General features: G+C 35.9%; 23 protein-coding genes. 10 read left to right on the top strand and 13 right to left on the bottom strand.

The window, feature by feature from the left end:
- The first annotated feature begins 176 nt into the window (after nt 1–176).
- A complete protein-coding gene (locus tag H6F39_RS01305) occupies nt 177–962 on the top strand; it encodes a hypothetical protein (protein ID WP_190371072.1) in 786 nt (261 codons plus the stop codon).
- Between the two features lie 9 nt (nt 963–971).
- Here the strand turns inward: H6F39_RS01305 and H6F39_RS01300 are convergent, their stop codons facing one another.
- From H6F39_RS01300 to H6F39_RS01290, 3 genes are all read right to left on the bottom strand, one after another.
- A complete protein-coding gene (locus H6F39_RS01300; protein WP_137906457.1) occupies nt 972–1,718 on the bottom strand; it encodes a DevA family ABC transporter ATP-binding protein in 747 nt (248 codons plus the stop codon).
- Between the two features lie 139 nt (nt 1,719–1,857).
- Nucleotides 1,858–3,012: an ABC transporter permease DevC gene (gene devC, locus H6F39_RS01295; protein ID WP_137906456.1), complete on the bottom strand. Its 1,155-nt coding sequence runs from the start codon at nt 3,010–3,012 to the stop codon at nt 1,858–1,860.
- Between the two features lie 74 nt (nt 3,013–3,086).
- Nucleotides 3,087–4,496: an HlyD family efflux transporter periplasmic adaptor subunit gene (locus H6F39_RS01290; protein WP_190396059.1), complete on the bottom strand. Its 1,410-nt coding sequence runs from the start codon at nt 4,494–4,496 to the stop codon at nt 3,087–3,089.
- A gap of 3 nt (nt 4,497–4,499) precedes the next feature.
- On the opposite strand from H6F39_RS01290, the gene H6F39_RS01285 reads away from it, so the two are divergent.
- Nucleotides 4,500–4,640, top strand: a complete 141-nt coding sequence (locus tag H6F39_RS01285; RefSeq protein ID WP_162501164.1) for a hypothetical protein — start codon at nt 4,500–4,502, stop codon at nt 4,638–4,640.
- A 655-nt stretch (nt 4,641–5,295) separates the two neighbouring features.
- Here the strand turns inward: H6F39_RS01285 and H6F39_RS01280 are convergent.
- The 5 genes from H6F39_RS01280 to psbP form a co-directional block, all read right to left on the bottom strand.
- Entirely contained in the window at nt 5,296–6,024 is a 729-nt protein-coding gene (locus H6F39_RS01280) for a phycocyanobilin:ferredoxin oxidoreductase (protein WP_137906454.1), read from the bottom strand.
- A gap of 55 nt (nt 6,025–6,079) precedes the next feature.
- Nucleotides 6,080–6,433 (bottom strand): DUF86 domain-containing protein, encoded by a 354-nt coding sequence (locus H6F39_RS01275; protein WP_137906453.1) that lies wholly within the window; start codon nt 6,431–6,433, stop codon nt 6,080–6,082.
- Nucleotides 6,423–6,713 carry a nucleotidyltransferase family protein gene (locus tag H6F39_RS01270; RefSeq protein ID WP_137906452.1) on the bottom strand — a complete coding sequence of 97 codons (291 nt, stop codon included), beginning with the start codon at nt 6,711–6,713 and terminating at the stop codon, nt 6,423–6,425. The genes H6F39_RS01275 and H6F39_RS01270 overlap by 11 nt, the downstream gene beginning before the upstream one ends.
- A gap of 92 nt (nt 6,714–6,805) precedes the next feature.
- Nucleotides 6,806–7,399, bottom strand: a complete 594-nt coding sequence (locus H6F39_RS01265; RefSeq protein ID WP_137906535.1) for a nucleoside triphosphate pyrophosphatase — start codon at nt 7,397–7,399, stop codon at nt 6,806–6,808.
- Between the two features lie 73 nt (nt 7,400–7,472).
- A complete protein-coding gene (psbP, locus tag H6F39_RS01260; RefSeq protein WP_137906451.1) occupies nt 7,473–8,018 on the bottom strand; it encodes a photosystem II reaction center PsbP in 546 nt (181 codons plus the stop codon).
- 511 nt (nt 8,019–8,529) lie between these two features.
- Here psbP and H6F39_RS01255 point away from each other — a divergent pair.
- The 4 genes from H6F39_RS01255 (at nt 8,530) to H6F39_RS01240 (ending at nt 12,471) form a co-directional block, all read left to right on the top strand.
- On the top strand, nt 8,530–8,862 hold the full coding sequence (locus H6F39_RS01255) for a hypothetical protein (RefSeq protein ID WP_137906450.1): 333 nt from the start codon (nt 8,530–8,532) through the stop codon (nt 8,860–8,862).
- A 61-nt stretch (nt 8,863–8,923) separates the two neighbouring features.
- Nucleotides 8,924–11,026 (top strand): pentapeptide repeat-containing protein, encoded by a 2,103-nt coding sequence (locus H6F39_RS01250; protein WP_137906449.1) that lies wholly within the window; start codon nt 8,924–8,926, stop codon nt 11,024–11,026.
- Nucleotides 11,027–11,079: 53 nt separating this feature from the next.
- Nucleotides 11,080–11,574, top strand: a complete 495-nt coding sequence (locus tag H6F39_RS01245; RefSeq protein ID WP_137906448.1) for a hypothetical protein — start codon at nt 11,080–11,082, stop codon at nt 11,572–11,574.
- 120 nt (nt 11,575–11,694) lie between these two features.
- Nucleotides 11,695–12,471 (top strand): ion transporter, encoded by a 777-nt coding sequence (locus H6F39_RS01240; RefSeq protein WP_137906447.1) that lies wholly within the window; start codon nt 11,695–11,697, stop codon nt 12,469–12,471.
- A gap of 39 nt (nt 12,472–12,510) precedes the next feature.
- On the opposite strand, the gene H6F39_RS01235 is transcribed toward H6F39_RS01240, so the two are convergent.
- The 3 genes from H6F39_RS01235 to H6F39_RS01225 form a co-directional block, all read right to left on the bottom strand.
- Nucleotides 12,511–13,104, bottom strand: coding sequence for a Uma2 family endonuclease (locus H6F39_RS01235; protein WP_137906446.1), 594 nt, complete (start codon nt 13,102–13,104; stop codon nt 12,511–12,513).
- Between the two features lie 61 nt (nt 13,105–13,165).
- Nucleotides 13,166–15,418 (bottom strand): ATP-dependent helicase, encoded by a 2,253-nt coding sequence (locus tag H6F39_RS01230; RefSeq protein ID WP_242025881.1) that lies wholly within the window; start codon nt 15,416–15,418, stop codon nt 13,166–13,168.
- Nucleotides 15,419–15,537: 119 nt separating this feature from the next.
- Entirely contained in the window at nt 15,538–16,611 is a 1,074-nt protein-coding gene (locus H6F39_RS01225) for a RuBisCO accumulation factor 1 (RefSeq protein WP_137906444.1), read from the bottom strand.
- A gap of 304 nt (nt 16,612–16,915) precedes the next feature.
- Between H6F39_RS01225 and ubiE the strand changes: the two genes are divergently transcribed.
- The gene (ubiE, locus tag H6F39_RS01220; RefSeq protein ID WP_137906443.1) at nt 16,916–17,605 is read left to right on the top strand and encodes a bifunctional demethylmenaquinone methyltransferase/2-methoxy-6-polyprenyl-1,4-benzoquinol methylase UbiE; all 690 of its coding nucleotides are present in this window, start codon (nt 16,916–16,918) and stop codon (nt 17,603–17,605) included.
- Between the two features lie 10 nt (nt 17,606–17,615).
- The gene (locus tag H6F39_RS01215) at nt 17,616–18,845 is read left to right on the top strand and encodes a DUF445 domain-containing protein (protein ID WP_137906442.1); all 1,230 of its coding nucleotides are present in this window, start codon (nt 17,616–17,618) and stop codon (nt 18,843–18,845) included.
- Between the two features lie 122 nt (nt 18,846–18,967).
- On the opposite strand, the gene H6F39_RS01210 is transcribed toward H6F39_RS01215, so the two are convergent.
- Nucleotides 18,968–20,680 carry a diflavin flavoprotein gene (locus H6F39_RS01210; RefSeq protein WP_137906534.1) on the bottom strand — a complete coding sequence of 571 codons (1,713 nt, stop codon included), beginning with the start codon at nt 20,678–20,680 and terminating at the stop codon, nt 18,968–18,970.
- A 240-nt stretch (nt 20,681–20,920) separates the two neighbouring features.
- Nucleotides 20,921–22,639: a diflavin flavoprotein gene (locus H6F39_RS01205; protein WP_137906441.1), complete on the bottom strand. Its 1,719-nt coding sequence runs from the start codon at nt 22,637–22,639 to the stop codon at nt 20,921–20,923.
- Between the two features lie 323 nt (nt 22,640–22,962).
- Here H6F39_RS01205 and H6F39_RS20930 point away from each other — a divergent pair, with 323 nt between their 5' ends.
- Nucleotides 22,963–23,094: a hypothetical protein gene (locus H6F39_RS20930; RefSeq protein WP_255501491.1), complete on the top strand. Its 132-nt coding sequence runs from the start codon at nt 22,963–22,965 to the stop codon at nt 23,092–23,094.
- A 460-nt stretch (nt 23,095–23,554) separates the two neighbouring features.
- Nucleotides 23,555–24,253, top strand: coding sequence for a DapH/DapD/GlmU-related protein (locus tag H6F39_RS01200; RefSeq protein ID WP_137906440.1), 699 nt, complete (start codon nt 23,555–23,557; stop codon nt 24,251–24,253).
- Nucleotides 24,254–24,396: the final 143 nt, after the last annotated feature.

Here is a 24,396-nt window from a genome sequence, read left to right as displayed (position 1 = left end):
TTACATTACCCTAACTAAATTCTGAATACTGATAGCCTGTTAATATAGCAATCGTAAATGATAGTTGAAAAAATTTAAGTAGTGTAGTCAGGCCTGGAAAACCAGCCCAAGGTTGGCAATGCACTAGGTATATTTCAACAATCAAATATTAGTCTTATAGTTAAAGGTTGCAAATTATGTCTAGTACAAATTTTCTCAATCAATCTTCTTTACCGAAGATCACAAAAACGACTCAAGCCGTAGTTGTCAATGAATCCCAAAGTCCACCATTGCTACTATTTGCCAGTGGAGGAATGGTTTTAGCTCTGATTGGTGTAATTGTTTATAGTAAAATTTTATTGCAGCAGAGTGAGAAAAAATTAAATTTTGAAAGATTCCGCACACAAGAATTAGACAAAAAACTGAAGTTAGCTTTGGAAACTATTCGCAAACTGGAAAATAATCCCGATTTAGCTGACTCACGGCATTTTAATCTAGATTATCTGCGAATGCGGATGTCAGAGGATGTATTCCATTTAGCCCTGATTAATCAAATGAAAATCAAGGTTAAAGATAAGATATCTTTGGCGCTGCGTCCTGGTCAATCGGGACAAGGATCTGTGGGAGTTGCCAGTAGCAATCATGGTAAGCAAATAGATGAAACTTTTGATATTGAATATGAAACCGGTGTAGCACCGAAAATTGTGAAGCGGGTACTATTCCGAATACAAATTCGATTAATTAAGTTACCAATTCAAGCCACTTCTACTACTATCTCCCAAATAATTAATTGTATAGAAACTTACCTGCTGCCCAGTGAAAATGGCGATACCTGGCAACCGACTATTCAAGGTCGGATTGTTTATATGCATTGGGATCAAAAGGCGAAACCTACGCCGCTGCTTGTACTGGAACAATTAAGTGAAGGGGTGAATGTGACATTCAAAACTACCCGCAAAGCACCTGTAGTGACAATATACTAATAAGCAAATTCACGTTATTAGACTGTTATGATTATTTGTCTTAGAGTCGTGATTCAAAGCGACATTTTGAGCATCACGGGTCAGAAGACCATCTTCCATTTCCACAATGCGATCGGCAATATCTAAAATCCGGTTATCATGGGTAACAAGTAAGATAGCAGTTCCCTGATCTTTAGCCAAACGTTGCATGATTTCTACTACATCACGTCCTGATTGTTTGTCTAATGCCGCTGTTGGTTCATCAGCCAATACTAAAGGAGGATGATTGACTAAAGCGCGAGCGATCGCTATTCTTTGTTTTTGTCCACCTGATAAATTATCTGGATAGTAATTAACACGTTCTTGTAAACCCACAGATTTCAGCATAGCTTCTGATTGAGAAATAGCTGCTGATTGGGAAATACGATGATTTAATTCTACAGCCATTTGCACGTTTTGTCTAGCAGTTAAAAAACCCAATAAATTGTGAGCTTGGAAAATATAACCAATATTACGACGCATCTTTACTAGTTTACTTTGACTTGCGCCGCACAGTTCTTCACCTAAAAATTTTAGACTTCCTTCTTGTACCGATCTTAAACCACCAATTAGGCTCAGTAATGTTGTTTTACCTGAACCTGATGGACCGGTCATAATTACAATTTCTCCGGCATATATTTCCAAATTAATATCAAATAAAATCTGTTTTCTTAGAGATCCTCTACCATAGTAGTGATTAATGTTTTTAATAGTTATTACAGGTTTTTTGTTGATCATAATAGAAAAGTTGAGAAGAAAGATGGAATAATCAGGGCTGATAAACCTTTAAGCATAACCAGGGCGGTTAAGATAACCACCCCACAAGAGTTTTAATTTTAGGTAATATGTAAGTTAAATACCTATTATGTATTACCTATTAAAAAATATCTGCTGGGTCCGCAGAACCCAATTTACGAATAGCAATCATTCCCGAAATAAAGCACATTAAAATAGTTAACATGATTACCATAATAGCGCGATTATAACTCATGAATATGGGTAAAAGAGTAGCGTCTCTAGCAACATTGTACAAAACAAGAGCGCAGGCAAATCCGGGTAAATAACCGACAACAGCTAATAAAAAAGCTTCTTGAAGGATCACCGTTAATAAATAATTTTGAGTGTAACCTATGGCCTTGAGAGTAGCATATTCAGATAAATGATCTGTTACTTCTGTATACAAAATTTGATAAACAATGACAGTTCCCACAATAAAACCCATAATTGTCCCTAATGTAAAAATAAAACCAATAGCCGTACTACTTGCCCAATAATTTCTTTCAAATTCAACAAATTCCTCCTTAGTTAGAACATTAATACCTGTAGGTAAATAACTTCGCAAATATTGAGCCACTTGATTAGGATCTGCGCCAGGTTTTAACTTAATTACCCCAATATCAATTAGTCCCCGTTGACGATTATTAAAAATTCGCAAAAAGTTAAGATCGCTAGTAATTAAATTACCATCTGCACCAAAAGATGCTCCTAAAGTAAATAATCCACCCACCTTAACTTGTCGTCTTCTTACTTCAGCAGTGACAATTTTTCCCTGATTAAAACTATCAGTAATCGGACCATATTCTACCCGAGAAGAACGATCATATAAAACCACATCAGGAAGTTTAAGTTTATTTAAGTTTTCATTTACTCCGGGTAAATTAAACAAATTAACCTCTGGATTTATGCCGAAAATCAAAATACTGCGAGGGCGACCTGTAACGGGATTTCTCCAGCTTGTATAGTCTAAATATATGGGATGTACTGATTGAACTGTGGGTAAATCTAACGCCTTATATAAAGTTCTTTGGGAAAAACTTTTCATTGATAAAACAGCATTAGATTGATTATTAATTAAAATCACATCACCTGCTAAACTGCTGTGCATTCTGACGTTACTATAATAGAGTGCATCCCGAAAACCCAATTGCATGAACATTAAAATATCAGCAAACGCAATACCTGACAAAGCTACCGCTAGGCGAGTTTTTTCTCTTGTCAGTTGTAGCCAAGATAAAGGTATTTTCACTGCCATTTTTTAGCTTTTTTTGATTTTGGAAACAATTAATTAAGTAGTTTAACCTGAATATTTTTCAGAGAAATAGGAAGTTAATTAGCATTAATTTCTACCGTAACTTTAGCATTAGTTAAACCAGAAACTTGCTTATTAAACTCTGGAGATAAAGCAATTTTTACTTCTACAACTCTAGCATCAATATCTGCTGCCGGGTCGTTATTGAGAACATCTTTCTTGCCAATTTTTCTACCAATTTCCGTAACTTTACCCTTTAATTGACCATTAAATGTGCCATTATCACTGGAAATAGTAGCAGTTTGACCTAAACGGATTTTACTAATACTATCTTCAGGAACTTCTGCGACTACAAACATTTGATCGGTTTGTCCAATTTCCGCAATCCCATTTACACCCATCATTTCCCCTGATTTAGTATGAATTTTTAATATTTCACCGGAACTAGGAGCTTTAACATAACTTTGCCGAAGTTCTGCTTGAGCTTTTCTCATTAAGGCAATTGCATTAGTAACTTGAGCTTGAGCTACTTGAACATTTAGTGGACTAACTACTAATAGACGATTTAATTTTTCTCTTTCTTCGTCTATTTGTTTTTGCAAAGTGGCTATAGTTTTATTGCGGTTAGCGGTAGCTTCAATTAACTGCTGTTGTAAAGTATTTAGAGTTTTTACCTGATTAGCTCTAGCTTCAGAAATTTGTTGTTTTATAGTAGCTATTGCCCGTTTTAAACTAGCTTGACTTTCAATTAATTGTTGATTAGTTGTCACTGCATTTAACTGTCTTCTATCTCGTTCTTGCTGAGAAATAGCACCTTGTTTGTATAAAAATTCATAACGTCCAGAATCTACTTGAGCATTGCGTTGTTCTGCTCTAACGCGCTCAACTGTAGCTTTTAAAGACTCCCTTTGTCCCAATAGTTCGGCCTCTAAACGGGTAACTGTGGCTTCTTGGGCAATTTTCTCACCACTTAACTGAGCCGCAATTCTGCTAATCATGGCTTGTTGAGCGTCTTTTTCCCCGGCCAATTGGGCTTGTAATCGGGCAATAATGAATTTTTGGGCTTGAACGTCCTTAGGAGAACCCGCACGCACCTGGGCTAAATTCGCGCGGGATTCTTGCATTTTGGCTTTGGCTTCTTCGACTACGGCCATACTGGTATCGCGGTTATCTAAAATAGCCACAACCTGCCCTTGTTGTACTCGTTGTCCTTCTTTAACTAGAAGTTGTTGGACTCGTGAATTACCTGATAAACCTGCAGGAGCGGAGAGTTTAATAATTTCTCCTTTTGGTTCTAAACGTCCTATGGCGCTAATAGTATTCGGAATTGGTGCTACAGATACAGCAGAAGTCAGTTTTTTCAATTGTTCCATTCTGGTTGTAGCTAGTAAACCGGCAGCTAATGCTACTGGTAAGGCTACAGCAACACTTAACCAAACTTTAGGTTGTTCAACCTTAAATTTCGATTTTTCATCCACCGTTGACATGATATGTTACCTATTGATCCGAATTGTGGTGATGAAACTAAAAAAATTAACTTAGCTATAGGGGAATTAGTCACTTTATGGATTAACTTAGTGACTATGGAAAATCCACATTTTTATGGCTTGATTTTGACAACCATTGTTTAATTGGTATGATTGACTTTGGATAAACTACATGATGATCATCTTAATCTCTATCAACTTTGACCTTAATTTATTCAATTAATAAATTAAAGTTTAAAACTTTGATTTTTAGAGTTAATTGAGGAGAATTTGCAAGTCTTTTTAAGATGACTAGCACTTTTTAAAACATCTGTTTAATCCCTTACTTTTATGTGAGAACGTCAAGAAGATTTAATATCTACAAAACACATAAAAAATCTAACAGCACAGGAAATAGATGATAATTTTACCAATTAATAATCACTAGTTATCGGCTTAAATTAGATAACTAGAAATTTGGCTGATTAACTTTAGTTTCCCGTCCGAGAAGTATCAGTGGTGATCACTTCATGTAAATTCTACATTTATTGATTGAGAGAAAACGTAACACAACTTACAGTTAGAGTAATAGAGTAATAATGGCAAGTATTTGGCTATCAGAGATGATTTATAAATTTATAAAGTAATCTTAAATAGTAATCTTAAATAGTAGGGTGTGTTAGTGCCAGCTTAATGCAGTTTATGTATTGATATATATCGGTGCATTACGGCTAATTATTAATATCTAATTATTAATATCTCAAACTCCTAAATATTCTATAACCGTAACACACACTACTTAATATTTACCGCTGAATGCTTACGGTAAGTCAAATAAAACTGTAGTCATATAATTTTCTGCCCATTCTGTACCAAAAGCTTTTTCTAGAACTCTCCGGGTTTTATCATTTTGTTGTTGTTTTGTACAGTAGTTATGTTGTCCAGCAATAATTTGAGCTACTTTTTCTGGTGCCACTGGACTAGATGCAATTGCTTGTGTACAATGTATTTCTAGAAATGACTTGACTTGAGATAAAAAACTTATTTCTTCTGCGGAAGAAGTAGGACGAATAAACAGACAAAAATCAGAAAATATATTTCCCCATTCTGGTAATTCACGAGGTTGAGAAAAGTTGGGTTTAGTTAATTCCCTCAGTTGAGAATTATAACCATCTGGTAAAATCCGATCTAAATTTACAGGAGAAAGATCAGCAATAGCGGCACTAATTTGACCTCTACCTCCAACTAAATCACAGCCAAACATGGGTATATCATATTCTGGACGGGGAAACATCACACAATGAAGAATATCTAACATATTCCCCACCCTTGCTAGTTCTAAGTGCATTTTGCGAAACTGGGAAGTTTGATAACAACGATTTTCAATAATCAATTTTTCTCCCTCTAGTCTACCTTCCACATATCCCAACTCCGCAGGTAAATGGTATGGTGATAAGTCTAGGTGTTGATGCCAAACTGCTTCAATACAATCAGCTAGTTGACGAATTAGGGGATGTTGTTGTTCGCGCAAGGAAGGAGTAAAGGACATATTATTTAGGAAATACAATTTATTTGTTAGTTTACAACTATCTGCACCAGATCAACTATTCTTCTGATATTTCTCTCTCCAGTATTTCTTGTAATTGTGGTAATAATGGGGATAAATCATTTTGAATAGTTTCCCAAATCCTACTCAAATCAACTTGAAAATATTCGTGAGTTACCACATTTCGCATTCCTCCCATCAAACGCCAAGGTATAAGAGGATAGCTTAACTGAATATCGTTCGGTACATTTCTAGTAGCCTCTCCAATCACGATAAAATCATAGAGAACAGCTTTGACAATCGTTTGATTTTTTGCAAATTCTTCAAAGGTTATATCCCTTGTCCTTTGTTCAATTTCATTGATAGATAAGACAATATCTTGAACGCGAAGCCGCCAATCTCTAAAAGGCACGAATGATATCCTTGAATACAGGTTTTCGCAAATGTTCTCTCAAAGCATCCTGAGTTCCCAAATCTACAGGACATCCCAGAATATCTTCTAAATAATACTGCACTCGCAAAAGTTGAAACAACCCACCCGGACGATTAAACTCCACTAAAAAGTCTATATCGCTATCTAAAAGAGCTTCATCCCGCGCTACTGAACCAAACAAATTAAGGGATTTTACTCCCAATTCCTGCAACTTTTCTCGATGTGCTGCTAAAGTTGCTATTACCTCATCTCGTCTCATGGTTTGTTTTCGGAAACTAATTTCATATTCAGATAGTAGTCTCTATTTTCTAACATTTTCTCTGAGAAAAATTGGGAATAATAATTACCTAACTATCCCCAAAAATCTGTCACTTCATATCCTAATTCTCCGATCATTTCCCGTAATAGAGGTAAACTTAAACCAATGACGTTACTATGACAACCCTCGATTTTTTCCACAAATAAACTCCCGTACCCTTCTAAAGCAAATGCTCCAGCGCATTTGAGGGGTTCACCTGTTTTTACATAGGCTTGAATCGCGCGATCGCTCATTTTAGCAAAATACACCCTAGTAACTTGACAGTTGACAAGATGCCGATTTTGTGCAGTGTCAATCAAAACATGGCCTGTATACAAGTCGCCAAAATTACCTTGCATTACTTGCCAACGAGCGATCGCTTCTTGATCATCTGCTGGTTTACCATGGATTTTACCATTAATTGCCAAAACTGAATCACAACCCATGACCAAAGCTGATGGAAATTGGGAAACTACAGTTTCCGCTTTAGACTGGGCCAAAGTTTGTACCAATTCCCCGGGTTCATTGAGTTGTATTTGCGACTCATCAAAATCACTAGGGCAAATTATTGGGTCAATACCGACAGTTTGTAGTAAACGACGACGCGCAACGGAAGCAGAAGCAAGGACAAATTGCGGAATTTTCATGTCTTGAGTCTTGATCATTAGTAATTGGTAATTTACCCTATTCCCGTCCCCATTTTTAATTATCAATACACAATTAATACACAGTAAAAGAACTGACAACTTCATCAATCATGCGTTGTATTTTTTTCCAGCGTTTCTGGGGTACTGACGCATTAAAGGTAAAAAGCTTACTACGACTTACAGCCACACTAGAGATATTGTGTCTTTTTTGTCCATTAGGAAGTTTAACTTCATATTCTAGAAAGTAGTAGATTTTACCATCTACTTCCCTTTGCGCCGCGTTAATTAATTCAGCAGTACGGCCAGAATCAACAGGAGCAAGAGCCGCTTTTCCCAACTTATAACCGACTTCTGAAGGTGTTCCTAGTTCTGACAAAGTTTTACCAGCAGGAACGGGACTAATAATAACAGAGACATTTTCTGATACTTCAATTAAATCGTGAAATACCACATCAGGTCCATCAGCAACCTTCACTTGTAACCAACCATTAGGATAATTAAACTGATAACCATCAGCACTATCTACAAAGCTTTTAAGTCCAGCAGCTTCAGCTAAACTGGGATTAATTATGCTGAAGCTCAACAGCAATAATAAAATTAAAGTAACTCTTTTGCACATTTTTTAAGATTCCTTTGGTTTGTCAGCAACACAAAGCAGGGATGATTTCCAGTTTTTATTCTCTCACTAATAGGAGATGTCTAATGAGTAAAAAGGTAATTACTGTTATGCAACTACGCAAATAAGTGTAGTTATGCAGATAGTGACAAATTCAATAGAATTACTATAGGAAAAAATTAAAACATCCTGAACTTACTGGTCAAAAGGAGAAAAATCTGCCTAAGTTCCCATGAAAGTCAATGTTCCCAGTTGTTACCCAGGTAAATTTTATTTTCCCAATTTAGTCAAGGCTTGTATTCTGGGCATCTGGCCGACTAAAATGATCCAAAATAAATGCAACCAAGTACCAATCATAATTTCTGAATATTTCTTTTTTCAGTAAAACATCATTGGACGTTAAATTGTATTAGTGATAATCAATATAGCGGTTATCAGTTGGACGAGAACATACAATTATCATTAAACCTAGATAGTCGCCTAAATTTCCACCCTATTACCCACTCCCTGTGATATGAACTCTCAACCAGAAGAAGACTTACAGCGTCGTCTGCAAAATCTAGAAGCAGAAATCAAGTCCACTGGAGTTAATACCCAAGGACCAAAGGCACAGACACCTATCACAAGTTTCTTTAAATGGAACTTATATTTAGAAAGATGCAGAATTTGGTTTAATAGTTTATCAACAATTAAAAAGCTGGTAGTTACAGGTATAGTCATGCTTTTAACTGTTTGGATACTGCAAACAGTATTTGCTTTAGTCGCTTCTGTAATTAGTTTGGCAGTTTTGGCGGGGTTAGTGTATCTTGGATACAAATTTTTTGTTGCTGACAAAAAAGGGAAATAAGCAATAGCCTATTTTCATCACTCTGAGACTGGTATAAAATAAACTAATAGGTAATTATCCAATGGCGAATCCAATTATGGGGAGAAGCAGTAATCAATCTAGCCACCCAGAAGAACCGAAAAAAGTCAATATTACATCACTAACAGCTAGGCGTTTTGCGGCTTGGACGGTGGAAATAACCCTCTTTATTGCCAGTGGGTTAGTTCCTTATGCTTTGGGTGCATATATAGATTCCCGTAGTGATATCCAGCGAGTCCCCCTCAATCCGATCCTAGTAGTCACAGAAAAAGCGATCGCTAGACCTCTAGCATTACCCGTAAATTATGGTATTCGTAATGTAGCCTGGCCGACTAATATCCTGTGGACTCTAGCTGTATTATTACCCACCACCTTTTCCTGGTGGCAATTGTATTTATTAGCTCAAACCGGTAGTACCATTCCCAAGCGTTGGTTTGGTGTGCGGGTGGTTAATGCAGAAGGAGCAGCCCCCGGATTAAGTGCAATAGTAGTCAGAGAAGGATTAGGGCGCTGGACTGTACCAGTTTCCGCAGCTTATCTGCTCTGGCGCTACAGCTTTATTTTTCCCAACTTATCTCTGTTTACATCTTTAACTATGTTAATTATCCTGGCAGAGGCAAAGGGTTGGCCTGGACAAAAGCATCACCGATCCTTTCATGACCAATTAGCTCGGACTTATACAATAGACGCTAAAAGCACTTTCAGTCAGTCTGGTGAAGAATCAAAAATACATGAAGATAATGTAGATAGTTTCTCCAGTCAACAATCTATTTCCAGCCTTTCCCAGAGAAGCAATTCTAATTTCAGCCTGTTTTTGGTGGGGCTGACTAGTATGATTGCTGTATTATCAACTTTAATAGGTACACAAATCTATATCCAAACCCAAGAAAGCCAACGCAGAAGCGAACAAACTAATAGCCAAAAGTTTGTTGAACTCATTAAAGCACTTAATCCCAACAACGGTGTTACCAATGAAGAGCGTCAAAAAACCGTTTTAGCATTGGGTAGCATGAATGACACACAATCCATAAAATTACTAGTTGATTTACTGGTAAAAGAAACAGACCCCCAAACCCTGGATACGATTCAACAAGCTTTAACTAATACAGGGCTAAAAGCCATGCCAGAATTAAAGCGCGTGAATCAGTTTTTAGCTGGGGAAATAGAATCTATGGGGAAAAGTTCAAACTGGGAATTTAGACAAAATCAGTTAATTCTCACCCAGCAGGTAATCAACAAAATTCTAGCTATCTATGGTGGCAAAATTAACAATATTGACTTGAGCAATGCTCAATTAGGTTCTCAAGGATCTGGGGGAAATTCGTCATTCAAATTGGTACTAAACAACGTTGATTTATCAGGAATTGTCTTGAAATCTGCAAATCTCAACCAAGGCAATTTCCAAGGTAGTCGTTTCCGTAGTGTAGGCGAAGATGGACGTTGGGATACTTACGATGATACCATGGCAGATTTAAGTAACGCTCAGTTAAAGCAAACTAATTTTACTGATGCCAATCTAAGTCGTATTTTGATGAATCAAAGTGATTTAAGTCGCGCTACTCTTAACAAAGCCAACTTATCCTATACCCGGTTATTTGGTGCTAATTTAAGTAGCGCCCAGTTAGTAGGTGCAGATTTACGCAATGCACTCTTAGAAAATGCCAGCTTAACTAATGCAGATATAAGCGATGCAAATTTAACAGAAGCAAATTTATATGCGGCTCATTTAGTTCGTGTTTCTGCCGTCGGTACACAATTAGCTTATGCAAATTTAACTAAAACTGATTGGCAAGGTGCAGATTTATCCGAAGCCTATTTAGATTATGCTAATCTTAGTGATGCGAACCTCAGTACTACTCGACTTACTGGCGCTAGTTTGCAATCAGCTAACTTAGAAAACGCCAATTTACGAAATGCTGATTTAAGTCGTACCGATTTACGGGGAGCAAATGTAGCCGGAGCGGATTTTCAAGGTGCAATTCTGTTTACAGGTAAACAAGAGTCAGACAAATTTGTAGAAACTCCTGATCTTGGTTCACAAAATGCTTCAGTTCAAGGAGTAGATTTTAGTAAAGCTAAAAATTTAGATCCTCAACAATTAGCCCTAATTTGTACTAAAGGTGGACTACATTCTCGTTGTCCATAAATACAAATAATCACAAATTAACTTAGTATTTAGATTCTGCTAGGAGTGGTGTGATGAAAAAAATTCAGCATTGGTTTGGACTGATGTCTGTAGTCACAGTTTTGGGTTTAGCTGTCAACTCTCAACCCGCACAAGCTCAAGTAGCCTATGGTAGTTATGTTGGCATTGGTCCTACTGTTGGATTGACGGAGGATAGTCAATTAGGTGCAGTCCTGGCTTTTCGTTATAAGTTACTGGAAACCCCTATTTCTTTCCGCACTCAAGCCTTAATTGGCAAAGGAACAGCAATAGTACCTACTGTTTCCTATGATATCCCTCTCAACTGGCAAACTGATGCTTATTTAGGTGCTGGATTAGTCATCAATAGTAGTGATGCAGTTTCTCCTGTAGGTAATAAAATTAGCTTTGCTTTGCAACCAGGAATTGATTACGTTGTTCCTAATAGTAATACTGTGATTTTTGGTAATGCTATTATTGCCTTTGATGCTGATCGTAATAGTGGTAGTACGGCTTTATCTTTACAAGGTGGAGTGGGTTTAAGGTTTTAATGGTAATGGTTAATAGTTAATGGGTAATTGGGGAAAAATAACAAATAACTAAATAACTTAACTAAGAGTTTTGTTTAAATTTAAAATTGTAATTATTCCCCATAATTTTTTGGATGAAAAATGGTGATAAATCGAGAAAAAGTAGAGTTTTACCTAACAGATATAGAAACATCTATAGGTAAAGTAATTAGTTTAACTATCGCTTTATTAGTGTTAGTATCTTCAGGGATTTTTGTCGCAGAAACCTATAGTATTCCTGAAGATGCTCACTTAGAGTTAAGAATATTAGATACTTGTATATTAATGATATTTGCTGCGGAATATTTATTGCGCTTATGGAGTACGAAAGATAGAGTTAAGTATATTCTGAGTTTTTATGCAATTATTGACTTAATGGCAATTCTACCATCTTTGATCGGATTAGCAGATATTAGTTTTATCCGTTTATTACGCTGGTTTCGTATCTTACGATTACTGAGATTTATTGACAAAAAATTTTTAATTGGTAGTATTAGTAATGAAGATAGTGTAATTTTTGCCAGAATATTATTTACTTTATTTGCCATAATTTTTGTTTTCTCTGGGTTAATTTATCAAGTCGAACATCCACTTAATCCCCATAATTTTAACACTTTTTTAGATGCCTTTTATTTCTCAATTGTGACAATGACAACCGTGGGATTTGGTGACGTGATTCCCATTTCTGAATTAGGTCGTTTATTGACAGTATTAATGATTTTAACAGGAGTGGCGCTGATTCCTTGGCAAATTGGAGATCTAATTAAACGATTAGTAAAAACAGCAAATCAGGTGGAAACTATTTGTGAAGGTTGCGGTTTAGCTTTTCATGATACAGATGCTAAATTTTGTAAAAGGTGTGGTCAACAATTAAAGTGATGAATTTTTATCTTTTTAATCCACAAGAGTGACGTAAGTTTAAACAATTAGATCTTCTCCAGCAGCAGTTCCAAAATTTACATCTTCATACACATCTGCTATAGAACAGTTAAAGTTTATACTTTCTAAATGAATATTTTCCCCAGGTTCATAACTATAAAGTACCCATTGTCCTTCTGAGTTACGACGAAAAACTTCTACACTGATGCGGTTTTGACTCACTAGTACATATTCCTGAAGTGATGGTAATTTTCGGTAGTCAGCAAATTTATCACCTCTATCAAAGGCTTCTGTGGTAGGGGATAAGACTTCGATAATTAAACAGGGATAACGCAGAAAGTTATGAAAAGCCTTGTCTTTTTGGTGACAACTAACTATGACATCAGGATAGTAATAGGTATTAATTGACTCAATATGTGCCTTTGTATCGGAAATATAAGCTTGACAACCACTTCCACGCAGATGGTTTCTTAACATTGAAGCAATATTAAGTGTAATAATTACATGAGTATTACTAGCACCTGCCATTGCGTAGACTTCTCCGTCCCTGTATTCATACTTAATAGGACTGTTTTCTTCCCCTTGGAGATATTCTGTGGGGGATATGTAGTTATAACTTGGAGTTGCGACCATAAAATTTCGTTGTTAGTTATTCATTGCTAATAATCAATTATTAATTAATAATTATCAATTGTCAATTGTTGCAGATATTTTGAATAAATTGACGTTTTAAAGCTGCAAAAACTGGACAAGGGGTTGTTGGTTGTAAATTCTCCGGTTTATTCCAAGTAAAAGGGGCTTTTTCAGCCGCAGACATCCATAACAGTTTTTTTGCTCTCGTCATAGCAACATAAAGTAAACGATATTCCTCTGCAATTTTCAGATATTTTGATTCTTCTCCAGCTTGCTGAATATCAGGTATGGGTTTTTGATGAAGGAAAGCGCGAATTTGAGCGCGTGCGACTTCTGATAAACTAAAATCCCCTAAAAATTGGGACTGGGGGGGAATCCAAAATCTTCCCGGAATTAAGTTTTCATGGAGAAATGGCAAAAATACATAATCCCAGTCTAACCCTTTGGCCTTGTGCATGGTGATAATTGTTAATTGTCCTTTTTGGGTATATTGTTCTTCAATATTTTCTGTTTCTACTGGTTCAAATTTTTCGGAACTGACAATTTCAATTAAAGTTGATATCATCTTTCCCGTGGAACTATTACTAAAAATTTGCTGATTTACCCGTTCTGCAAGTTTGTCAGCAGTAGCTAATTCTCCTTGGTTATATTTTAATGTTAAAGCGAAAAAAGAAATTATTTGATAAAAAGGTAATTCTAAATAAGCGCGAAGTAAACTCCGACAAATATGAGCCGCTTTTTGAACTATTTCTGTTTGAGGTGGGGTTAAAGGTCCTGGATATAAAAATTCTTCGGGAACAATAGCTAGGGTGTTAATATCTTGGGTAGGAATTAATTGACGTTCTACAAGCACATCTAAAGTGGCTTTCAGATAATCAGCGGAATGAGGGCGATCGCAAAATTGTAATAATGATAAAATCTCTTGAGGAACATGAGAACGTCGTTCTTTTTCTCCCACATCATAAAGTTTGATTTTATGCTCTTGACATATTGGTTCTAAAGCAGTAGCTAACCATCTTCCTTGACGATTTTCTCGCACTAATATCGCTGCGGAAGATTCACGATTTTCTGTAAATAACTCAATTACTCTTTGGGAAATTAGTTCAACTGTATGATGTATGTCTTTGGGGGTATAAAGTTCTAATCCTCTCCCTACTGGTTCAGGGTTTTGTTTACCGTCACTGATATCTAAAGGGTAAATTTTCTGATTGATAAATGGTGTTTGTCTGCTGTTATTTTTAGCAAAGTTCTGATGATTTACCCATTCTAAAACAAAGTTAGCAGCATCAATAATTATTTGTGTACTGCGACCAGCTTGAGACATTTTAGCTAGTCTATTTTTACTTTCACAATCTTGACAAAATTCCCGAAAATAAATTGGATCAGCAGGGGTAAATGTAGAATTAACGGCTTGATTAGTATCACCAACTCTGATTAAATTTAATGTTTCTTGACTAGCTAGTATTTCTAATAACCTGGTTTGCAATGGACTGGAATCTTGAGCTTCATCTTCAAAAACAGCTAAAACTTTATTTTGTTCAATCCGACGAGCGCTAGGATTTTCTAATACTTTCAAAGCGGCTAAAATCATATCATCGTAATCAATAAAATCCTGTAATTTCATAAATTCTCGATATTCTGTATACAATCCTGCTGCTACTGTTAAAATATCATATTTATCTGGATTTATTTGACTCCATTTTAATAAATCTTGTGGTAATATTCCTGAACTTTTGGCCTCATGAATAACAGTATAAGCCAAATCTGGTAATACTTCGGTTCTCAGCACTGACTGACGACGTAATCTTTCCGTTTCTTCTCCATCAAATTGTTGTCCTGCAAGTAATTTAAGATAAAGTTGGGGATGATTAAAAATCCATCTTTCTACCGCTATATGAATAAATCTGTGACTTTGATTTGGTGTAATTAGGGTCGCATTTTCTAACTGTAAACCCGATAAATCAGGATAACGACTAGCAATAATTAAAGCTAAAGCGTGCAAAGTATAAACTGCAAATCCTGTTTGTGGTAAAGATAATTTTTTTAAATTTTCCCGAATTTTAGATTTAATATTCGCAGTCGCAGAACGGGTAAAAGTAACAACTACTAACTGTTTATATTCTTTATTACCTGTATTTAAATAATATTGATATTGACGAGCAATAGCAATGGCCGCAGCCGCAGCCATTCCCGTTGATTTTCCCGCTCCAGGAACGGCAGCCACCGCCAATGGACCCGATTGCCAATCAGCCATTTGCGTTTGTCCTGGACGCAATTTAGCCCTAATTTCGGCAATATTTTCTTTTAGTTTCATAATAGATGATTGGTCATTAGTCATTCTCTTGTGGGGTGGGCTTCTAGCCCGCCCAAGTATATACATTAAATCCTTCTTAGTAGATTCTTGTTAGCCTAGCTATTACCTTTCTTGATCAATTATTCATCAATTTGCCAAGCATCTTTGGTAAATTCTTCATCTAGAACTTTCTTTGGCCGAACTAAAACAATCATTTTTCCCAATAAGGGAATTTTTGGTGCAGTTTCAAACCATTGGAAGTCAATACTCTCCCCATTATCAAAAACAAAGTAGTTGGAAATATCCCATTCTCTTTGAGCGCGATCTATGACAATCATAATCGCTTCAACTTTGCTTTGATGGGGGTTAGGGAAAATATCACTATTACCAATGACTACAACGGGATCTTCTGCATTTAATAGCACTTTCCACCCAGGTAAAGATACCCAAGCTTGTTCCCCGGCAAATTTGACAATCCGAAATGGTTGAATCTCCGTAATCAATGGTACAGCTTTTAAGACTTCTGGTGTTAATGGTAACTCACCTATGACGGGTAAAATCCGGGGTAAGTCTTCATCAGATTCAAGACGGTAAAAGGGGAGGATAGGTGGAGCAACTTTGGGAGCAACGCTAAAATCCATTAATAATTGTTCTAATTGCTTTCTAGCACTCTCCGAATGGACAAAACGTAATCCCTTAGCTATTAAGCGCGATCGCTCGGACAAGTCAGATTTTTGTTTAGCGAATTTCCAAGATTGATAAGCGACTGCATCCCCCGGATGTTTACTGAAGCCTTCTGGTAAATTAGGAAACCAAGAAAAATCTTTAACTGCTTTGGCTATATCCCTGACTACATCCGCATCAAGCTTGTATTCAAAGGTTAAATCAGCGGTATTAGCACGGTCTTCTTGATTTAGTCCACGCAATTCATATAACACATCACTGCTTTTTTGCTTGTAATATGCTAATGTTTCTGCTGATGCTCCACATTTTTCCATAGAAGCATAAACTTGAGAGCCAACAATTACCTGATTCTGTTGAATTGGTTCAAATCCTGTTGCTTCAAAGATAGTCTGAGGATTATAACCGTTTTTTTGCAAGTAAGCGATAGCTTGTCCCCATTCTACCCAAGAACCCTGTTTTTGTCTCAGCTTCACTAATAATTCTGTAGCTGTATCCTCAAGATTTTGAGAATTGGGCTGTATTTCTGTCATAATTCAATTAAAAAGCAATTAAAAATCTGCGTATAATAAGTTTTAAACAACTCGTTATAGGCCATTATTGAGTCACTTATACGAGTATATCACTAAAGCTGGTCACTATGGAGAATTAGGGACTGACAAAAAATAAATTACTAATTTTCCTGGACTGTGTTGATAACGCACCAATATTCATAAATTAAATCTATTAACGATGCGTTACTAGTCGCTAACGCACCCTACAAGGTAAAAATCCCCCAGTTGAAACCGTCAGTTGGTATGATCAGGTTTAAATTAAAATTATGCTTTTTCCTGAAAAATGACTAACGAAATTCGTACTATATTTAACCGCATTGCTCCCGTATATGATCAACTCAATGATCAATTAAGTTTAGGACAACACCGAATTTGGAAAGAAATGACAGTCAAATGGAGCGCCGCTAAACCTGGTGATACTAGCTTAGATCTATGTTGCGGTACTGGTGATTTAACCTTTCGTTTAGCACGTCGTGTGGGAATGACAGGAAAGGTTTATGGAGTTGATTTTTCCCCTAATTTACTGAATAATGCTCAAGAACGCTGCAAAAATTATTATCCTCAACCTCCGATTAATTGGTTAGAGGGCGATGTATTAAATTTACCTTTTGAGACTAATTATTTTGATGCAGCTACTATGGGATATGGATTAAGAAATGTTAAAAACATTGTCAAAAGTCTTCAGGAAATATACCGTGTTCTCAAACCAGGAGCTAAAGCTGCGATTTTAGACTTTCATCGTCCCAGTCATCAACAGTTACGCGCTGTGCAACAGTGGTATTTAGATAATTGTGTAGTTCCTATAGCCACTAATCTTGGTTTAAAGGAAGAATATGCTTATATTAGCCCTAGTTTAGACCGTTTTCCCACGGGTAGGGAGCAGATAGAGTTAGCGCGTCAAGTTGGTTTTCAGGAAGTTACACACTATCCCATTGCGAACGGTATGATGGGAGTATTAGTAGTAATTAGGTAATCCAAAAGCCGTGGATTTGTCTCAAATCTTATTATATGTATCACCCCCAATTCTAGGTGGATTAATTGGCTATTATACTAACGACATAGCCATAAAAATGTTGTTTCGTCCCTACAAACCAGTTTATATTTTTGGGAAAAAAGTACCATTTACTCCTGGGTTAATTCCTAGTAATCAAGAGCGGTTAGGACAAAATATTGCTAATGCGATTATGAAGTCGTTACTGACTCCAGAAGAACTGCAAAATCTAGCGCGGAAACTTTTACAACCTGAACGGTTACAAGGAGGAGTTCTTTGGTTATTACGTTTGCTATTTGAGCAAATTAAAGATGATAAAAACCCCCGCACTACTAAAATTGTAGCGGGAATTTTACGGGATTTATTGGGTGAATCTTTACCCCGTCTTTTGAGGGTATTAGCACGACAAGAAACATTTTTAGAAACTCAAATTAACCAAATATTTGATAAGGTACTACTAGAATTTCAACTCACTGAAGAACAATCTATCCGGTTAGCTGATTGGTTATTAGAGATAGTTTTACCTCCTGATAGATTACGACAAATTATCATTGATTTCTTAACAGATCGGACAATTCAAACTATTGATGAAAGCTTTCGAGAAAAAACCAGTGGTACTTATTGGGTAGTTGCAAATTTGTTTGGTTTAAAGAATACTCTAACTCGGTTACGGACATTTTGCTTAGATGAAAAAGAAGCAACCAATGAACGATTACAAGAATTAATTAAAGATTTAAAAATGCGCGATCGCATTAAGGGATTATTACAGAATTTATCTTTACAAAATCTCCCCGTCGGTACTGTACGTCAACTGCGAAAAACTATTAGGGATAATGTGCGTCAATACCTGCAAAATAGTGGTAGCAATTTACTCAAAGAATTAACAGAATCCGCTGACTGGGAAAGGATCTCTATTGTATTACTAAATCGCTTGAGTAGTTCACCAGCTGTCAATACTTCTTTAGAAATAGTTGCTGGGGATTTGACCTTAATTTTAGAAAAGTACCTAGAGAAAGATTTAGAAATGATTGTAGCGCAAACAATTCCCATTTTATCTATAGATCAAGTAATTGTAGAACGAGTAAAAGCTACATCACCGGCTGAACTAGAAGATGCTATTGAAGGAATTGTCAGAAATGAATTACAAGCCATTGTAACCTTAGGTGGTATTTTAGGGTTTTTTGTCGGTTTATTACAAACCGGATTTTTATTCTTTAATTAACCTAGAAAGCACCTAGTTTATGTATTTTTGGGCGGGCTAGAAGCCCACCCCACAAGAGTTAAAGACAAAGAATTAGGGTTTCTAAAACCACCCAGAAAACACTTTTTTCCTTCTTCTCCTAATTAATAATATGAGCCTGTTTTCCGGTGGTTAATAGCAGTTATCGCATCAGGTTTGAGTAATTTACCATTATCTACAGTTGCATATATTACCCAATGATCACCGCATTCTAGCCGCTGCTGTACTGAACACTCTAGATATGCACAAGCATCGGTTAATACTGTACAACCATTGTCTGCTTCCGCTGTAGGGAAGTTAGTAAAGCGGTTTTCTCCGGGTTGGAAATTTTTGCGGAAATGTTTCATATATTCCAAGTGAATACCTTCAGGGAGGATATTCAGCGCGAATTTACCACCGGGATATAATAAAGATTCGATCGCTCTATCCTTGGCGATCGCTACCGTAATTCCTGGTGGATTAAACGTAGCTTGAGACACCCACGCCCCCATCATTCCCGTAGAAAAATCCCCTTGTTTAGCTGTAATAACGCATACAGAACCGATAATCCGACCTACGGCTTGTTCCGTAGGGGTTGCTGCTTGTTGGGGAACACGGACTTTCTTGGCCTTTCGCAAGCTTTGAGCAAAATCTGTACCGACTTCTTCACAATATTTAAGAGTAACCTCATCAGGTTTAAATTTTACCTTCAAAGTATCAAAACCAAAACGATATCCAGCGTCTCTAAGTTTACCTTCTACTAAATCTAAAGCTTCACCACTCCAACCATAAGATCCAAATACTCCCGCAGGTTTACTATTATCACCCGTAGAAAGAACAATACCTAAAGCAGTATGAATAGGTGTAGGTGCGTGTCCTCCAATAGTGGGAGTTCCAATAATAAAACCATCTGCTTGTTCTACAGTAGTACGAATTTCATCAGCAGAAGCAAATTCACAATTAACAGATTTAACCGCAACTCCACCTTTTGTTAATCCTAGTGCCATTGCTTGTGCTAAAGTTGCAGTATTACCGTAAGCAGAAGCATAAAGAAGTGCTACAGATATTTCTCTATCTTTTTGGGCGCGACTCCACTCATGATAAGATTTTGTTAATTCAATTAAACTAGTACGGACTATAGGTCCATGACCTACAGCATACATTCTCACTTGTAAATCAGAAATTTTTTCCAAAGCTGATTCTATATATGTCGCATGGGGAGCCATAAGACAATTAAAGTAATAGCGTTGATCTTCTTTAAAACTTTCCCAGTGATCATCGAATACTTCTTCACCACAAATATGAGCGCCAAATAACTTATCTGTAAACAGAATTTGCGTTTTTTGATCATAGGTACAAAGTGCTTCTGGCCAACGAGGACTAGGAGTAGGTAAAAATTTTAAAACATGATCTTTACCTAAATCTAGTGTTTCTTTTCCTCGCATAACTAAAACTTTAATATCTTGGTCAGTGAAAGCCGCACGTAAATTATTAGCAGCAGGAAGAGAACAAACAAAAGTAATTTGTGGCGCAATTGCTAAAATTGCTTTTAACGTTGGAACACGATTAGGGTTAAAATGTCCTAAGATTATGTAATCTAATTTCTGAACATTAATTGTTTTTTGTAACGCTTCTAAATAAATTTCTGTAAATCCTTCTGCTGGTGGGTCTGTAATAGCAGTTTTATCTGCTTCTATTAAATAACAGTTAGAAGTAGTACCGCGTTCTAGTGCATATTCAATTTCAAATCTGAGCCGTGATTTACTACGCGCCCTTAGAACTTTTGTATTAGTACCAATAGGTAAAATTTGTACATCTCTGGGTCGGGAATCATTCATAGATACCTGTTGAGGTGAAAAAACTTGAGAAACCCAATTTTTAGCTGATTCAACAGCGTTAGAAAAAGAATCTGGAATTGACATATTAATTATCTGCAACGAGTAAATAATTATCTAGATAATGAACAATTTTTAATTGATAATAGATTATTACCAATTAAAAATAAGTAATGGATTAAATGCAATTAAAAATGGATAATAAAAATTTATTTATTGTTTATTATCCATTATTTATTGTAATTAGTAGTAATTTCCTACTTTGCGATGACGAACTGCTGTAATACCATCGGGTTTAGAAACTTTGCCATCATTAACAATGCAATATAAAATCCAATGATCACTACATTCCATACTATTAATAACTTCACATTCCATATATGCGAGTGCGTCGCTAAGAATAGGTGAACCGTTTTTAGCAGTTTGGATTTTTACATCTGTAAATCTATCAATACCGGGAAGTAAACGTTTAAGAAAATGTTTTTTTAGGTCTTGATAATTCCCTTCTTCAAGAACATTAAGAACAAAATGATCATTGATTTGTAGTAAACTATCAAGAGCGCGATCTTTAGCAACAGCAATAGTAAAACCTAAAGGTTGTAAACTAGCTTGTGTTACCCAAGAAGCAATCATTGCACCACTAACATCACCTTTTTTAGCAGTGACAATATATAAACCATTGCTAATTCTTCCCAACGCTTTTTCCATATTCACGTCAAGAGCTTTGATTTGTTTAATATTGCGTTCTCGTACTAACAATTGTCCTAAACTAGTTCCTGCTTCTTGGCACAGTTGATAGATAGATTCATTAGGTGTTTCTTTGATACGAATAGCTGGGAAAGCTTCTTTAATACCTAAGTCAATAAATTTGCGTCTCAGGGTATCAATTGGTTCATCATCTCCACCATAAGATTCAAATAAACCAACTACTTGTTTATTTTTAGCAACTGCTAATAAAGAACTAATTGCGGCTTGTGCTTTAATTGCACTAGTAGGAGGCATACCAATAATTAAACCGGATGATCTTCCTGCTAACTCTTGAATTTCTTGGCTTTCTGCGGTGCTAAGATCCAATATTTCCACACCGATACCGGATTTTTGTAAACCCTCAGAAATACTATGTCCTAAAAGATCACTATATCCATAACCAGAAACATAAAATAAACCAACAGTAGTTTCTGTTTTCGTTTGTTTCTGACTCCAATTCTGATAAAATTCAGTCAGAATATCAAGATTATGATAAAGCAATGGACCATGGCCATTGGCAATAATTTTAATTTTACCAAGTTCACCCATTCTCTTCATAGCATTTAGTAAAGAACGAGCATTTGGACCCATTAAACAATCATAATAAAAGCGAAAATCAGCTTCAATTGCCTCTAAATCTTCGTCGAAAGTGCGATCATCACAGAAGTGCATCCCAAAAGCATCACAGGTGTAGAGAATTTGAGTTTTGCGATCAAAACTAAAGATAGTATCTGGCCAGTGTAAATTTGGCGCACTAACAAATTCTATTTCATGATCTTGACCAATTTTGATTCGATCTCCACTTTTAACAATGCGTTTAGAAAAAGGTTCATGTACCAAACCTTCTAGAAATTGTAAAGCCACTTTCGATGCTAAAACAGTTGCTCTGGGAGCTAATTGTAAAACATCTTCTACTAAGCCACTGTGATCAGGTTCAGTATGACTAACAATGATATAATCAATACTTTTAGGATTAACTAAACCTTTGAGAGTGTCTAAATAAAGTTGACGAAACTTCTGATGAGAAGTATCAATTAAAACTGTTTGTTCACCCCTAATTAAATATGAATTATAGGTTGTACCATTTTGTAACCCAAATTCAATATCAAAACGATCTCTATCCCAATCAAGAGAGCGAATTGCGGTGGTGTTGGGAGCAATTTCTACAGTTTGTATAGTTAATCGGTTCTGAATGTTCTCTGAGATAGCTACCATGATTTCACAACAGCAAATAAACAATTATTTCTTCTGCCCCCCATTCTCCCTATTATTTTTTTTTAAAGCTGTAATGAAAAGTATATTTTGGGAAATTAAAATTGTGATCATAAATACATTTTTAGAGAGCATTCCCGCTACACTTGTATTAATGATAAATCTCTGTTGATTTTTAAATCTTCATAATTTATCCTTAAACTTTACTATTACTTCATATTTATTTCATAAATGTCTTTTAAGATAATAGAAGGACATTATTTATGTCACTATAAAGGCGTTTTATACGAAAATTAAAAGTGCATAAGTAAATTTTTTGACATACTATGATTACAACAGCGGCAGATTCTAAAAATTGGCTGCAAAGAAGCCGTTATAGTAATCGGGGAAGTATTTATTTATTTGCTCCGATGGTTAATTTTAATGTGATGGCAGAAGTTGGAGATACTCCCCCCTGATTTGAGGTGATTGTACTTATCAGGAAATTTGATGAATAATTCAATAATTACATTTTGATGGTAGTGATAAAATTTCACCTCTATTTTGCAATTGCGTAAAAAAATGTAATTCGATTGAAATAAATATTTTGGTATTTTGTAACTGAATATCTGAATTATAATAGCTTGTTAAACTGCTAAATTATGTGCAGCAATAGTTAGCAATTTGATGTGATGTTAAAGCATTAAATCTCAGTATATCAGTTCTAAACATCAAAAAGTATTTTCTCTAATTTCCAGTTAGTAAATATCAGATTGAAAATTGCCTTGGGTTTTCATATTGGTCATATTATTTTTCTATAAATCTGTTTGATAAAAATGCAGATATAGAAATATATATGGTTATATAGTAGCGAGATTTTTTAGGCATTTCATAATTCTGCCCATCTCCAATATCACATTAGTTAGCAGCAATAAGGTTATGAACAAAGTACAAATATTTTCCAAGTTTAAGCGGCTTCAAGAACTTTTTCTAACTACTTTTATTGGCGATATACCAACAATTTTTGGTGGTGTAAAGTTACGTAATTTACTTTATAAATTTATTTTTTATCGGCTAGGTAGCTCAGTTTATCTTCAAGATGGCATTGAATTTATTGGCACTGATTCTATTGAAATCGGTAATAGAGTTTATATTTTTAAAGGAGTTCGTATAGATGGAAGAGGACACGAAAATAATAGAATTCATCTAGAAAATGGAGTTATTGTTGAGCATAATGTTGTCATAGGGTCACTTGATCATACTTATATCGAAATCGGTCAAGATACTTTTATTGGACCTGGTGTTTGTATTGCTGGACCTGGAAATATTAAAATTGGCAAGCAATGTTTAATTGCAGCCCATACTGGGATATACGCTAATAATCACAATTTTGCAGATCCAAGTAAGTCAATCAAAAGCCAAGGTGTTACTCGTCTGGGAATCGTAATTGAGGATGATTGCTGGTTAGGAGATGGTGTAAAGGTCTTGGATGGTGTCACTATCGGCAAAGGTAGTGTTATTGGTGCTGGTGCTATTGTTACTAAAGATATTCCTCCATTCTCAGTAGCGGTGGGGGTACCGGCACGAGTAATTAAAAACCGCGATGGTAAGGAAGTTATCAAGTTTACAGTCAACTAGATTCCCGACTTCTAGTATTTCAGAATGTCCAAGATTAAAGGATAAACAGGATGAAAACAGGGATTTTATCACCAATTACCAATTACCCATTACCTATTACCAGTCTCAACTAGATAACTAGCAACTTGAGTTATTAGACATCT

Source organism: Dolichospermum sp. FACHB-1250, from assembly GCF_014696335.1.
GTDB lineage: Bacteria > Cyanobacteriota > Cyanobacteriia > Cyanobacteriales > Nostocaceae > Dolichospermum > Dolichospermum planctonicum.
This window is presented reverse-complemented; position numbering and strand designations above follow the sequence as displayed.